At 73.1% G+C, this 12,154-nt stretch carries 14 protein-coding genes; 7 read left to right on the top strand and 7 right to left on the bottom strand.

The annotated features are described in order from the left end of the window. Nucleotides 1-52: 52 nt before the first annotated feature. Complete coding sequence (locus ABT127_RS21870; RefSeq protein ID WP_351452499.1) at nucleotides 53-1,306, bottom strand: FAD-binding protein; 1,254 nt, start codon at nucleotides 1,304-1,306, stop codon at nucleotides 53-55. A gap of 145 nt (nucleotides 1,307-1,451) precedes the next feature. On the opposite strand from ABT127_RS21870, the gene ABT127_RS21865 reads away from it, so the two are divergent. Then, nucleotides 1,452-2,129: a pyridoxamine 5'-phosphate oxidase family protein gene (locus tag ABT127_RS21865; RefSeq protein WP_351452495.1), complete on the top strand. Its 678-nt coding sequence runs from the start codon at nucleotides 1,452-1,454 to the stop codon at nucleotides 2,127-2,129. Between the two features lie 60 nt (nucleotides 2,130-2,189). Beyond that, nucleotides 2,190-3,512: a radical SAM protein gene (locus ABT127_RS21860; RefSeq protein WP_351452492.1), complete on the top strand. Its 1,323-nt coding sequence runs from the start codon at nucleotides 2,190-2,192 to the stop codon at nucleotides 3,510-3,512. A gap of 55 nt (nucleotides 3,513-3,567) precedes the next feature. Here ABT127_RS21860 and ABT127_RS21855 read toward each other — a convergent pair whose 3' ends face one another. After that, nucleotides 3,568-4,545 (bottom strand): asparaginase, encoded by a 978-nt coding sequence (locus ABT127_RS21855; RefSeq protein ID WP_351452490.1) that lies wholly within the window; start codon nucleotides 4,543-4,545, stop codon nucleotides 3,568-3,570. 177 nt (nucleotides 4,546-4,722) lie between these two features. On the opposite strand from ABT127_RS21855, the gene ABT127_RS21850 reads away from it, so the two are divergent. After that, nucleotides 4,723-5,172 (top strand): Lrp/AsnC family transcriptional regulator, encoded by a 450-nt coding sequence (locus ABT127_RS21850; RefSeq protein ID WP_351452487.1) that lies wholly within the window; start codon nucleotides 4,723-4,725, stop codon nucleotides 5,170-5,172. A gap of 24 nt (nucleotides 5,173-5,196) precedes the next feature. On the opposite strand, the gene ABT127_RS21845 is transcribed toward ABT127_RS21850, so the two are convergent. Beyond that, nucleotides 5,197-5,379 (bottom strand): hypothetical protein, encoded by a 183-nt coding sequence (locus ABT127_RS21845; RefSeq protein WP_351452484.1) that lies wholly within the window; start codon nucleotides 5,377-5,379, stop codon nucleotides 5,197-5,199. Nucleotides 5,380-5,512: 133 nt separating this feature from the next. Here ABT127_RS21845 and ABT127_RS21840 point away from each other — a divergent pair, with 133 nt between their 5' ends. The 4 genes from ABT127_RS21840 to ABT127_RS21825 all read left to right on the top strand — a co-directional run bounded on the left by ABT127_RS21840 (nucleotide 5,513) and on the right by ABT127_RS21825 (nucleotide 9,178). After that, nucleotides 5,513-5,656: a hypothetical protein gene (locus ABT127_RS21840; RefSeq protein ID WP_181512498.1), complete on the top strand. Its 144-nt coding sequence runs from the start codon at nucleotides 5,513-5,515 to the stop codon at nucleotides 5,654-5,656. A 274-nt stretch (nucleotides 5,657-5,930) separates the two neighbouring features. Next, nucleotides 5,931-7,118, top strand: coding sequence for a ribosome small subunit-dependent GTPase A (gene rsgA / locus ABT127_RS21835; RefSeq protein ID WP_351452751.1), 1,188 nt, complete (start codon nucleotides 5,931-5,933; stop codon nucleotides 7,116-7,118). A gap of 99 nt (nucleotides 7,119-7,217) precedes the next feature. Further along, complete coding sequence (locus ABT127_RS21830) at nucleotides 7,218-8,597, top strand: bifunctional transcriptional activator/DNA repair enzyme AdaA (protein WP_351452749.1); 1,380 nt, start codon at nucleotides 7,218-7,220, stop codon at nucleotides 8,595-8,597. A 5-nt stretch (nucleotides 8,598-8,602) separates the two neighbouring features. Further along, complete coding sequence (locus ABT127_RS21825) at nucleotides 8,603-9,178, top strand: methylated-DNA--[protein]-cysteine S-methyltransferase (protein WP_351452747.1); 576 nt, start codon at nucleotides 8,603-8,605, stop codon at nucleotides 9,176-9,178. Here ABT127_RS21825 and ABT127_RS21820 read toward each other — a convergent pair. From ABT127_RS21820 to ABT127_RS21805, 4 genes are all read right to left on the bottom strand, one after another. Continuing rightward, a complete protein-coding gene (locus ABT127_RS21820) occupies nucleotides 9,145-9,816 on the bottom strand; it encodes a 4'-phosphopantetheinyl transferase family protein (protein ID WP_351452480.1) in 672 nt (223 codons plus the stop codon). The genes ABT127_RS21825 and ABT127_RS21820 overlap by 34 nt on opposite strands. 22 nt (nucleotides 9,817-9,838) lie before the next feature. After that, the gene (locus tag ABT127_RS21815; protein ID WP_351452476.1) at nucleotides 9,839-10,513 is read right to left on the bottom strand and encodes a DedA family protein; all 675 of its coding nucleotides are present in this window, start codon (nucleotides 10,511-10,513) and stop codon (nucleotides 9,839-9,841) included. Nucleotides 10,514-10,610: 97 nt separating this feature from the next. Next, on the bottom strand, nucleotides 10,611-11,093 hold the full coding sequence (locus ABT127_RS21810) for a DUF456 domain-containing protein (RefSeq protein ID WP_351452473.1): 483 nt from the start codon (nucleotides 11,091-11,093) through the stop codon (nucleotides 10,611-10,613). Between the two features lie 48 nt (nucleotides 11,094-11,141). Next, nucleotides 11,142-12,122 carry a helix-turn-helix transcriptional regulator gene (locus tag ABT127_RS21805; protein ID WP_351452466.1) on the bottom strand — a complete coding sequence of 327 codons (981 nt, stop codon included), beginning with the start codon at nucleotides 12,120-12,122 and terminating at the stop codon, nucleotides 11,142-11,144. Nucleotides 12,123-12,154: the final 32 nt, after the last annotated feature.

Genomic DNA, 12,154 nt, shown 5'->3' with positions numbered 1-12,154 from the left:
GACTGCGCACTTCAAGCGCCGCGCTGCACACGCCACGCTTCACCCACCGCACTCAGCCCCTGGGAAACAGGCGGCGCACGAAGGCGTTGGCGAACTTCCCTTCCGGGTCGAGCCGTTCGGCGAGCGCCCGGAAATCGGCGGCCCGCGGGTAGGCCGCGGCGATCCGGGCGGGCTCGGCGGTGAACACCTTCCCCCAGTGCGGTCGCGGACCGAGGCCCCGCAGCCGGTCCTCCACCAGCGACACGACCGGCAGGACGCGCGCCGTGTCCGCCACCCACGTGAAGTGGAAGGCGACCGTGTCCCGTCCGTACGCCGGGCTCAGCCACTGCGCGTCGGCGGCCACGGTCCGCACCTCGCACACCTGGAGCACCGGCGCGATCCGGTCCCGTACGCCGTCCAGCGCGGCCAGCGCCGCGACCGCGTGCTCGCGCGGCAGCAGATACTCCGACTGCAGCTCGTCGCCGTTGCTCGGGGTGAACTCGGCGCGGAAATGCGGGAGTCGCTCGTGCCAGGGCCCCGGCACGCCGAACTGCTCGGTGCAGTTCACCGCGGGCATGCCCGGCACGGGGTGCTGCTTGTCCGTGGCCGGCTCGGCCCACCGGAAGTCGACGGGCAGCGGGTGCCGCTGCTTCACCCACACCTGGTCGAAGTGCGGCCCGCGCCACTTCGTGAACAGACTCACGCTGTACGCGGACGAGGTGACGGCCTCGAAGTCCAGTCCCTGGAAAGGCAGTTCACGGAAGACGTGCTGATTCACCTCGTAGTCCGGCTCCACGTCCAGCGTGAGCGACAGGACGACGCCGAGCGCGCCGAGCGAGACGACGGCGCCCTCGAAGCCGTCGTCGCCGCGCGCGAGGGTGACGGTCTCGCCGTTCCCGGTGACGATCTCCACGGCGCGGACCGCCTCGGCGAGCGACCTGTTGCCGTTGCCCGAGCCGTGCGTGCCGGTCGCCACCGAACCCGCCACCGAGATGTGCGGCAGCGACGCCATGTTGGGCAGCGCGAGGCCGTGGGCGTGCAACTGGGCCGCCAGCTCGGCGTACCGGACGCCGCCGCCGACCCGTACCGTGCGCGCCGTCGTGTCGATGTCGATCCCGGCGGGCAGGGCGCCCAGCGAGACCAGGGCGCCGCCGCGGTCCTCGTCCACGTCGGCGATCCGGTTGAAGGAGTGGCCGCTGCCGAGGATCCGGACGTGCGGGCTGCGTGCCACCAGCTGCCGCAGGGCGTCGGGGGTGGCCGGACGGTGCACCGCGGCCGCGGAGAAGGTGATGTTGCGGGCCCAGTTCATGGGGCGGGTGTCGGGCATGGCGTCGGCCTTTCCTGAGGTCCTGGGGCCGATTGGATCACGGGCCCGCCAGGTCGCTCAGGGCGCCTTCCGGATCGTTCGTCAGAGGCGCAGGCGGCCCCCTCCCGGGCGTCCCGCTGATCACCCGGGAGTACTGTTCCGGCGCATGACGCACTCGGAACTGCCCCGCACGCTGACGCCCACCGACCGCACGCGGCTGCGTCGCTTCAAGGAGAACGCGAGCTTCGAGCGGGCGGACCTGGAGGCGGTCCTCGACGCGGGCTTCGTCTGTCACCTGGGCGTCCTCGTCGACGGCGCCCCCATGGTCGTACCGACCGTCTACGGGCGTGACGAGGGGTACCTGTACGTGCACGGCTCCGTCGCCAGCCGCAGCCTCACCGGGACGGAGGAGACGATATGCGTCACCGTCACCCACGTCGACGGCCTCGTCCTCGCCCGCTCCGTCTTCGAGCACGGCGTGAACTACCGGTGCGCGATGCTCTACGGCGTCCCGCGCACCCTGACCGACGACGCGGAGAAGACCGAGGCGCTGCGCCTGATCACCGAGCACGCGGCGCCGGGCCAGTGGGACTACGCCCGCCGCCCGAACCGCAAGGAACTCGCCGCCACGACCGTCCTCGCCCTCTCCCTCGAAGAGGCCTCCGTCAAGATCAGCGCGGGCCCGCCGGACGACGGCGACTCGGCCGACGCCGCGCTCGGCCTGTGGGCCGGCACCCTGCCGCTCACCACACGCTGGGGCGCCCCCACCGCCGACCCCATGCTCCCCGCCTCCCGCACCGCGCCCGCGCACATCGTCGCCCGAGCGGGGACCCGGCAGGGATGAGCAGGGGGCGGGGGATACCGTGGGAAGGACTGTGACCGTCGATCGAGCAAGGAGAACGGGATGCAGAGCCGTACGGCGCTGGTAGAGGACCTGATGGAGCGCTTCCCGCATGTCCCGAAGGAAGCGGTCTTCAAGGAGGACCTGCTGCGCGGCGGTGTGGCGTTCGACGCCTCGGCTCTCAGTGACAACGAGGACGGCGAGGTCAAGCCGAAGTCGTACTTCATCTTCTCCTTCGACCACGGCACCCTGCCCGAGCTGGGCGAGGCCGCGCTGCGCCGTCCGCCCGAGGAGATCGTCCTCACCGGCGGCCCGTACGACCTGCGCCGCACGGTCGTCTCGGTCCGCGTGAACCCCTCGTCCCCGTACCGGGTCGCGGCGAGCGAGGACGGCGTGCTCGGCCTCTACCTCGACGGCAAGCGCATCTCCGACGTGGGCGTGCCGCCGATGCCGGAGTACTACCGGCACAAGCTCTCCAACGGGAAGTCGGTCATGGAGGTGGCCCCGACGATCCAGTGGGGCTACCTGATCTACCTGACCGCTTTCCGGGTCTGCCAGTACTTCGGCGCCAAGGAGGAGTGCCAGTACTGCGACATCAACCACAACTGGCGCCAGCACAAGGCGGCCGGCCGCCCCTACACGGGCGTGAAGGACGTCGACGAGGTCCTGGAAGCCCTGGAGATCATCGACAAGTACGACACCGCGAAGGCGTCGACCGCGTACACGCTGACCGGCGGCGCGATCACGTCGAAGGTGCAGGGCCTGGACGAGGCGGACTTCTACGGGCGCTACGCCAAGGCCATCGAGGAGTACTTCCCCGGACGCTGGATCGGCAAGGTCGTCGCGCAGGCGCTGCCCAAGGACGACGTGCAGCGCTTCAAGGACTACGGCATCCAGATCTACCACCCCAACTACGAGGTGTGGGACGAGTACCTGTTCAAGATGTACTGCCCCGGCAAGGAGCGGTACGTCGGCCGTGACGAGTGGCACAAGCGCATCCTGGATTCGACGGAGGTCTTCGGCGCGCGCAACGTGATCCCGAACTTCGTCGCGGGCGTGGAGATGGCCGAGCCGTTCGGCTTCAAGACCGTCGACGAGGCGATCGCCTCCACCACGGAGGGCCTGCGCTTCTTCATGTCGCACGGCATCACCCCGCGCTTCACCACCTGGTGCCCGGAGCCGACGACGCCGCTCGGCAAGGAGAACCCGAACGGCGCGCCGCTGGAGTACCACATCCGGCTGCTCGACGCCTACCGCTCGACGATGGACGAGTTCGGTCTGTCGTCGCCGCCCGGATACGGTCCCGCCGGTGCCGGGCGGGCCGTGTTCTCGGTCAGCTCCTTCATGGACAGCCTCGCGCCCAACGCGGAGGCCGTGGAGTTCTGAGGCCCGGAGCAGTTCCGAGGCGGGTACGGGCGCGGGGTCACCCCGCGCCCGTCCGTCACTCCGGGTCCGTGACCAGGCGGCGCAGCAGCTCGGCGTCGCCGTCGGCGAGCAGGGTGGCCAGGAGCGCGATCCGGGCCTGGCCCGCGCGCAGCGTCCCGGTGAGCACCGCGCCCGCGGCGACCAGGTCCACGGCGCCGCCGCCCGTGTAGATCTCGGCGAGCGGCCCGGCCGGGACGCGCGAGGTGACGGCGACCAGGACCCCGCCGCGCACGGCGGCGGCCACGGCGTCGGCGAACGCCGGAGTGGCGTTCCCGGCACCGGTGGCGACGAGCGCGACGCCCCGCGCCCCGGCCGCGATCGCGGCGTCGAAGAGCGTGGGGTCCGCGTCGCTGTGGTGCATGACGACGTCGACGCGCGGCAGGTCGGCGTCGGCCGTCTTGGGTACGGGGAGCGGATCGGGCCGCACGGGGGTGCGGCGGATGTCGACCCGGCCGAAGCCGAGCTTGCCGAGGGCCTGCGGCCGGGACGGGTCGCCGAACGCCTGCGCCGCGAGCGTCTGCGTCTTCACCGTGCCGCGCGCCGCGTACACCGAGCCGTCGAACGCGATCAGCACACCGAGGTCCCGCACGGTGGCGGCGACCTGGAGCGCGTCGTACATGTTCCCCGGACCGTCGCCGTCACTGGCGCCGAGCGGCTTCTGCGCACCCGTGAACACCACCGGGCGCGGGTCGTCGTGGTGCAGGTCGACGAGGAACGCGGACTCCTCCAGGGTGTCCGTGCCGTGGGTGACGACGATGCCGTCGACGTCGGGGTCGGCGAGCGTGTCCTGCACCGCGCGCAGCAGGGTCAGCTGGCGCCCGCTGGTCATCTGCGAACTGTTGATGTTGAACAGGTCGACGACCCGCACCTCGAGGCCGTCCGGCACGGCGGCGCTGGCCAGAACGGTGTCCCCGCCGGCGTCGGCGGCGTAGCCGGTGCCCTGCCAGCGGCTGGCGATGGTGCCACCGGTGCTGATGAGCGTGATGCGCTTCATGGAGAGGTGCCTCGCTGGTGGGGGAGTGAGGGGGGGGTGGGGAGGCTCGATGCCGCGCGCGTCACGTGTACGTGAATCGCGAACATATTCGACCACCGCAAGGATAGGGCGAAAACCGCGCAATTTGATTGCCAATTCTGGCCCGCGGGCGCCGGAAGCGTGGTGGATAATTGCGCCATGGACGCGATCGACCTGCATATCTTGCGCGAGCTCCAGAATGACGGCCGGCTCAGCAACCAGGAGCTGGCCCAGCGGGTGGGGCTGAGCCCGTCGCCCTGTCTGCGCCGGGTCCGCCAGCTCGAACAGGACGGGGTCATCCAGGGCTACCGCGCGATGGTCGACCCGACGGCGGTCGGCCGCGGTTTCGAAGTCCTCGTCTCCATCGAGGTCCGCCGCGACCGGGAGTCCGTCGAGGCGTTCGAGCAGGCGCTCCAGGACATCCCCGACGTCATCGAGGCCTACCGCCTCTTCGGCAGCCCGGGCTGCCTGCTGCGCATCGCGGTCGCCGACCTCGCCGCGTACGAACGCCTGTGGATCGAGCGGCTCACCACGCTCGGCGGGGTCACCGAGGTGAACTCCCAGATCATCATGAAGCGCGTGAAGGAGCCGCGAGGCCTGCCGGTCTGAGTCGACCGGCAGGCCCGAACGCCGTCAACGGCGCCTCCGCGACGACCGGCTGCGCGCCCAGCCGACCGCGCCCGCCACATGCAGGGCCAGTGCGGTGAGTCCGAGGAGCATGAGGTTCACGGACGTGAAGGTGTCGTTCGTCGAGATGTCGGCGGCGTTGATCAGGAACGCCAGGAAGAACAGTACGGCGGCGACTATGGCGAGCATGGGAACTCCAGTTCCTCGTCGGGATGTTGACGCCCGTGTGCCCCCGATCGTGTTCTGTAGTGCATCCCGGGTATGCGCAGGAGAGAGCGAGTTCGAAAGAGCCGAACGAGCCGAACGACACGACGGAGGCGTCATGCCGGGCATCCTGAACCGGATCAAGAACTACAGCCGCAGCCCGCAGGGCCGACGGGCCATCGCGACAGCGCGCCGGACCGCCTCCGACCCCCGCCGGCAGGCCCAGGCCCGCGCCTGGCTCGGGCGACTGCGCCGCCGCTGACGGTCCCGGGGGAGAGCGGTGAAAAACCACTGGCGCCGTCCCGGCGCGAGTGGCTAACGTCGGGTCCGTTCCCGCGGCGCCTTCGGGCTGCCGCTGCCGACCGTGTGATCTGGAGGTGTCGACCGATGGCTGTCGTCGCGCAGGGCTCTGCCCGCATCCGGAAGTTCGTCAAGTCCACCTCCGTGGCCACCGGCTGATCACACACGCTCGTTCTTCTCCGCGTCCGAGGACGCGGCGCCGGGGCCACCCCTGTGAAGGGTCCCCCTTGTCTTCCCTGTCTTCCTCTTCTTCGTTCTCTTCCCTTTCGGATTCCTCTCTCTCGGGCGCGGCACCGTCGCACCCGCTCACCCCGTACGGCTGGGACGCGGACCGGGCCTCCGCGTTCGCCCGGTACGACGCGCAGGGACTGGTGCCCGGCCGGGTCGTCCGCGTCGACCGCGGGCAGTGCGACGTGGCCACCCCCGAAGGCGTCGTCCGCGCCGACACCGAGTTCGTCGTGCCCCGCGACCCGATGAAGGTCGTGTGCACCGGCGACTGGGTGGCCGTCGACCCCGAGGGCGGCGACCCGCGGTACGTGCGGACGCTGCTGCCGCGGCGCTCCGCCTTCGTACGGTCGACCTCGTCGAAGCGGTCCGAGGGGCAGGTGCTGGCGACCAACGTCGACCACATCATCATCTGCGTGTCCCTCGCCGCCGAGCTGGACCTCGGCCGCATCGAGCGGTTCCTCGCCCTCGCCCACGCCAGTGCGAGCGGCGATGCCCTGCTGCACGACGCGGGTTTCTCCGCGGAGTCGGCCGCCCAGCCCCTCGTCGTCCTCACCAAGGCCGACCTCGTGCCCGACGCGGTCGGCCTCTCCTACCTGGTCTCCGACGTGGAGGCCGCCGCGCCCGGCGCCCAAGTGGTGGCCGTCAGCGCCCGTGACGGCGACGGCACCGATGTGCTGCGGGCCATCGTCGCGGGCGGCACGTCCGTGCTGCTCGGGCAGTCCGGCGCCGGCAAGTCGACCCTCGCCAACGCGCTGGTCGGCACCGACGTCATGGAGGTCCAGACCGTCCGCGACATGGACGGCAAGGGCCGGCACACCACGACCACCCGGAACCTGTTCGTGCTGCCCGGCGGCGGTGTCCTCATCGACACCCCGGGGCTGCGCGGGGTCGGGCTCTACGACGCCGAGGCGGGCGTGGAGCAGGCGTTCGCCGAGATCGCCGAGCTGGCGGAGCGGTGCCGGTTCCACGACTGCGGGCACCAGGTCGAGCCCGGGTGCGCCGTCCTCGCCGCCGTCGACGACGGATCGCTCCCGCAGCGGCGCCTCGACAGCTACCGCAAGCTGGTCCGCGAGAACCGGCGGCTCGCCGCCCGGACGGACGCGCGGCTGCGCGACGAGATGCGCAAGGTCTGGAAGCAGCGCGGACAGCAGGGGCGCGCCGCCATGGAGGCCAAGCGGGGGCGCCCCATGCGGTAGCCGTGCGGGTGCCGGCCGGTCCCACCGGTCGGCACCCGGCAACGCGGTGTCCGATTCCCGCCAGCCCGAGCGGCGCGGACCGGCGACACTTGAAGCGTGATGATCGACGAGGACACGCGCTACGAAGCCGTGCGCAGCCGGGACGCCCGGTTCGACGGGGAGTTCTTCTTCGCGGTCGAGACCACCGGGATCTACTGCCGCCCGAGCTGCCCGGCACTCACCCCGAAACGGCAGAACGTCCGCTACTACACGACGGCCGCCGCCGCCCAGGGCTCGGGCTTCCGGGCCTGCCGCCGCTGCCGCCCGGACGCCGTACCGGGCTCGGCGGAGTGGAACGTACGGGCGGACGTCGTCGGCCGCGCCATGCGGCTGATCGGCGACGGCGTCGTCGACCGGGAGGGCGTCGGCGGGCTCGCCGGCCGCCTCGGCTACAGCGCCCGCCAGGTGCAGCGCCAGCTCACCGCCGAGGTGGGCGCCGGGCCCGTCGCGCTCGCCCGCGCCCAGCGCGCGCACACCGCGCGGGTCCTGTTGCAGACGACACCGCTGCGGGTCACCGAGATCGCGTTCGCGGCCGGGTTCGCGAGCGTGCGGCAGTTCAACGACACCATGCGCGAGGTGTACGCCCGCACCCCCACCCAGCTGCGGGCCGACGCGCCCGGCCGGCGCAGGGCCGTCGAGGCCTGCGCGGGCATTCCGTTGCGCCTCGCCCACCGGGGCGCCTACCAGGCGGGGCCCGTCTTCGACCTGCTCGCCCGCGAAGGCATCCCCGGCGTCGAGGAAGTGACCGGTGACGGCGCCGGGTCGCGGATCTTCCGACGCACGCTGCGGCTGCCCCACGGCACCGGCGTCGTCTCCGTCGACGAGGCCGGGCACGAGCAGCCCGGCGCCCGCGCCGAGCACCGCGGCGGCTGGCTCGACGCCCGGATCCACCTCACCGACCTGCGGGACCTGACCACCGCCGTGGGCCGGCTGCGCCGCCTGTTCGACCTCGACGCCGACCCGTACGCGATCGACGAACGGCTCGGCGCCGACCCGCGGCTCGCCCCGCTCGTCGCCGCCCGCCCCGGGCTGCGCTCGCCCGGCGCCGTCGACCCCGACGAAGTCGCCCTGCGCCTCGTGGCCGGGACCGCCGGGGCGGCCCGGCTCGTCGAGCGGTACGGCAAGCGGCTCGACGCGCCCTGCGGCACCCTCGACCGGCTCTTCCCCGCCCCGGACGCCCTCGCCGACGAGCCCGGCACGCTCGGCGCCCTGGCCCGCGCCCTCGCCGACGGCACCCTGCGGCTCGACGCGGGCGCCGACCGCGACGACGCCGAGACCGCACTGCGCGCCCTGCCCGGCATGGACGCCCGCACCGCCGCGCTGATCCGCATGCGCGCGCTCGGCGACCCGGACGTGACGGTGCCGGGCGACGACAGCGCGGCGTGGCGGCCCTGGCGCTCCTACGCACACCAGCATCTCCACGCAGAAGGACAGTTGTGACCGCCATGAACGTCAAGGACGCACCCGCCGACCCGACCCCCCGCTCCACGACCCGCTACACCACCCTCGACAGTCCGCTCGGCGAGCTGCTGCTCACCGCCGACGCGTCCGGTGCCCTGACGTCCCTGTCCGTCCCCGGGCAGAAGGGCGGCCGCACGGTCCAGGACGGCTGGGTGCGCGACCCGGCGCCGTTCGCCGAGGCCGTGCGCCAGCTCGCCGCCTACTTCGCCGGTGAACTCAAGGAGTTCGACCTGGAGTTGCGGCCCGAGGGCACCGAGTTCCGGCGGCGCGTGTGGGACGCGCTGGACGACGTCCCCTACGGCTCCACGACCACGTACGGCGAGGTCGCCGCCCGGATCGGCGCCTCCCGTGCCGCCGTGCGGGCCGTCGGCGGCGCGGTCGGCGCCAACCCGCTGCTGATCCTGCGCCCCTGCCACCGCGTCATCGGCGCCGACGGCTCCCTCACGGGGTACGCGGGCGGCCTGGACCGCAAGGTGACCCTGCTGACCCTCGAAGGGGCCGGGAGTGAGGACTTTCGACACACGCCCTACCCCGGGGCGATCGCGACCGCCGCCAGATAGCCGTCCGGCACCGGCACGTCCCGGAGCGTCCAGCCGCCGGGCGCCCCGGGCGCGTCCGGCAGCGTTCCGACGTAGTCGAGGTCGGCGGCGCGGGCCAGGCCGGTGCCGAGGCCCTTGAGGTAGGCCTCCTTGCGGACCCAGGCGCGGCCGAGGGCGGCACGGTGCCCCGGCGTGGCGTCGAGCGCGTCGAGTTCGGCCCGCTCGCGCGGGTGCAGGACCGTCACGAGATCCTGGGCGGCGTCGGCCGACGGCAGTTCCTCCACGTCGGCGCCGACCGGGACGGGCGCGAGTGCGACCAGCGCCAGGTCGCCGCTGTGGGAGAGCGAGAAGTGCAGGTCCGGGGTGTCCGCGACGGCCGGCCGGCCGTGCGGCCCACCGCATTCCGGGCAGGGCTCGCGCACGAAGCGCACCGCACCGGGAGGGCACCCCAGCCGCTCGCCGAGGATCCCGCGCAGCGCCAGATGCGCGGCGACGTACCGCACCCGGTGCCGGGCGAAGCGGAAACCGGCGGCGCGCCGCGTCTCGTCCTTGTCGAGCACCCCGGTTCCGGAACCGGCGCCGTCCTCGGGCAGCCCGTCCGTCCGCACCAGCCACAGCCGGGCCCGGTCCCGCGGCGCCAGCTCCCTCACGTCGTCCATGTCACCCGCACGAGGAGCGAGCCTACCGGCCCTGTCCGGCCCGGTGGCGGCCCTTCTGCCGGGCCCCGCGCACCCGTACGACGACGTAGGCGATCACCGCGACGAGCGCCGCGCCGAGCACCACCTTCGACAGGACGCCCACGTACCGCTCGACCAGCTCCCACTGGTCGCCCAGCCAGTAGCCCGCGAGCACGAGCACGGTGTTCCACACGAGCGAGCCGAGTGCGGTGAGGGAGAGGAAGACCGGCAGGCGCATGCGTTCCACCCCCGCCGGGACCGAGATGAGACTGCGGAAGACGGGCACCATGCGGCCGAGCAGCACCGCCTTCGTGCCGTGCCGCCGGAACCAGGCCTCCGTCCTCTCCAGGTCGGAGACCTTCACCAGGGGCAGCCGGGCCCACAGCGCGTACATCCGGTCGCGGCCGATCGCCCGGCCGATGCCGTACAGGGCCGCCGCGCCCACCACCGAACCGAGCGTCGTCCAGAACAGCGCCGAGGCCAGACCGATCGCCCCCTGCGCCGCCGCGAAACCGGTCAGCGGCAGGATGATCTCGCTGGGCAGCGGCGGGAACAGGTTCTCCAGCGCGATGGCCAGGCCCGCGCCGGGACCGCCCGCCACCTCGACGAGACGGGCCGCCCACCCCGCGACTCCGGAGGTCGGCTCGCCAGGGGCGGCGGCCAGGGGCACGAGATGCATACGAGGTCTCCAGGCGGGGGAAAACGGCGGCCCGGCGCCACCACGAGGGTAAACGCTTGGCAAAGTCAGGAGTTCCCGGCCCGGCGGTTCCGCCCGCTCAGCCCCAGACGACCGCGCCGATCCAGGCCCCCGCGATCAGCAGGCACGCGAACAACTCGGCGAGGACGCTGGAGCCGCCCGCGCGCATGGCCGTCCGGGTGGAGGCGACCGCGTCGCCGTGGCTGCCGAGCCGCAGCCGCTCGTAGCCGTAGATCCCGCCGACGTACCCCGGGATCGCCCCGATCACCGGGATCACGCAGAACCCGACGAGCGCGCCGACCCCCGACCACAGCACCAGCCGCCAGGTCGCCCCGGCCTGCCGCAGCCGGCGCGGCGGCAACTGCCAGCGCAGCACCTGCGCGGCGAGCAGAACGGCGGTGGCGCCGACGAGGACCCCCCAGGCGAGGCCGCTGGGCTCACGCAGGGCCCAGACCGCGACCGCGGCCCACACCAGCCACGACCCGGGCACGCCCGGCACCAAGACTCCGCACAGGCCGAGGAAGAGCACCGCCCCGACCAGCAGGAGTTCCCACGTTCCCATGCGGTAACCGTGCCATGGTCATGCCGCTCCGGCACGGCCAGCGGAGCGTCACCGGGAGACCCAGCCCCGCTCGAAGGCGTGCCAGCCCAACTGCAGCCGCGTCGTCACTCCGGCCAGCTCCATCAGCCGTTTCACCCGCCGCTGCACCGTCCGGAGACCGAGATCGAGCTGCTTGGCCACGCTCGCGTCGGTCAGCCCGGCGAGCAGCAGCGAGAGGATCCCCAGATCGACGGAGTCGGGGCCGTCCGGGCCGTCCTCGGTCACCTGCCCGTCCCCGCCGAGCCGCAGCGGCAGCGACTGCCGCCACACCGCCTCGAAGAGCCCGCTCAGCGATTCGAGCAGCCCGCTCCCGTGCACCACGAGCGCGGCCGGCTCGGCCGACCGGGAGGTCAGCGGCACCATGGCGAGCGAGCGGTCGGCGATCACCAGCTTCGTCGGTACCCGGTCCACGAGCCGTACCTGCTCGTCCCGGCCGATCGCCGCGGACAGCTCCGCCAGGCCTCTGGGCAGGGCCAGCACCTCGCGCTCGATGACGACCCGGTAGCCCACCCCGCGGCTGACGGCCTGCGGCTCCGCCTCGTTGTCCGTGCCGGTCACCGCGATCGGATTGTCGGTGACCAGGGCGCAGACCTCCTCGGTCGCGCCGAGCTGGATCTGGAGGAAGCGCTGGGTGACGGCGGCCGCCCCGGTGACCACCTCGACCAGGTCGTGCACCGCCGTCTCGGACGCCTGCGCGCGGTACTCCTCGACGAGCCGCGCGGCCGTCAGCTCGGCCTTCTCCAGCTCGTGCCGCTGCTGGGCGAGCAGGGCGCCGAGCGCGATCCCGGGCGGCGCCGCCACCCAGCGGCCCGGCCGCGCGGAGGACCGCGCGGCGAGTCCGTGGCGTTCGAGGCGGCGCAGGATGCGCTCGGTCTCGTACTCGGCGTGCGAGAGCCGCAGCGCGAGATCCGGCACGTCGGCGGCCCCCACTCCCACCAGCGCGCGGTAGGCCGTCTCGTGCGCCTCGTCCAGACCTATCGCACCCAGCATGCGGTGATGCCCCTCCTTCGCCTCGTGCTCGC

The organism is Streptomyces sp. NPDC001904 (genome assembly GCF_040297005.1).
Lineage (GTDB): Bacteria > Actinomycetota > Actinomycetes > Streptomycetales > Streptomycetaceae > Streptomyces.
This window is presented reverse-complemented; position numbering and strand designations above follow the sequence as displayed.

Bases quoted from the DNA above. Each gene is read 5' to 3' on its own strand.
- ABT127_RS21865 (WP_351452495.1), top strand. From the start codon at position 1,452: ATGACGCACTCGGAACTGCCCCGCACGCTGACGCCCACCGACCGCACG.
- ABT127_RS21845 (WP_351452484.1), bottom strand. From the start codon at position 5,379: ATGCTCGCCATAGTCGCCGCCGTACTGTTCTTCCTGGCGTTCCTGATC.
- ABT127_RS21825 (WP_351452747.1), top strand. From the start codon at position 8,603: ATGAACGTCAAGGACGCACCCGCCGACCCGACCCCCCGCTCCACGACC.
- ABT127_RS21830 (WP_351452749.1), top strand. From the start codon at position 7,218: ATGATCGACGAGGACACGCGCTACGAAGCCGTGCGCAGCCGGGACGCC.
- ABT127_RS21820 (WP_351452480.1), bottom strand. From the start codon at position 9,816: ATGGACGACGTGAGGGAGCTGGCGCCGCGGGACCGGGCCCGGCTGTGG.
- ABT127_RS21860 (WP_351452492.1), top strand. From the start codon at position 2,190: ATGCAGAGCCGTACGGCGCTGGTAGAGGACCTGATGGAGCGCTTCCCG.
- ABT127_RS21870 (WP_351452499.1), bottom strand. From the start codon at position 1,306: ATGCCCGACACCCGCCCCATGAACTGGGCCCGCAACATCACCTTCTCC.
- ABT127_RS21855 (WP_351452490.1), bottom strand. From the start codon at position 4,545: ATGAAGCGCATCACGCTCATCAGCACCGGTGGCACCATCGCCAGCCGC.
- ABT127_RS21810 (WP_351452473.1), bottom strand. From the start codon at position 11,093: ATGGGAACGTGGGAACTCCTGCTGGTCGGGGCGGTGCTCTTCCTCGGC.
- ABT127_RS21850 (WP_351452487.1), top strand. From the start codon at position 4,723: ATGGACGCGATCGACCTGCATATCTTGCGCGAGCTCCAGAATGACGGC.
- ABT127_RS21840 (WP_181512498.1), top strand. From the start codon at position 5,513: ATGCCGGGCATCCTGAACCGGATCAAGAACTACAGCCGCAGCCCGCAG.
- ABT127_RS21815 (WP_351452476.1), bottom strand. From the start codon at position 10,513: ATGCATCTCGTGCCCCTGGCCGCCGCCCCTGGCGAGCCGACCTCCGGA.
- ABT127_RS21805 (WP_351452466.1), bottom strand. From the start codon at position 12,122: ATGCTGGGTGCGATAGGTCTGGACGAGGCGCACGAGACGGCCTACCGC.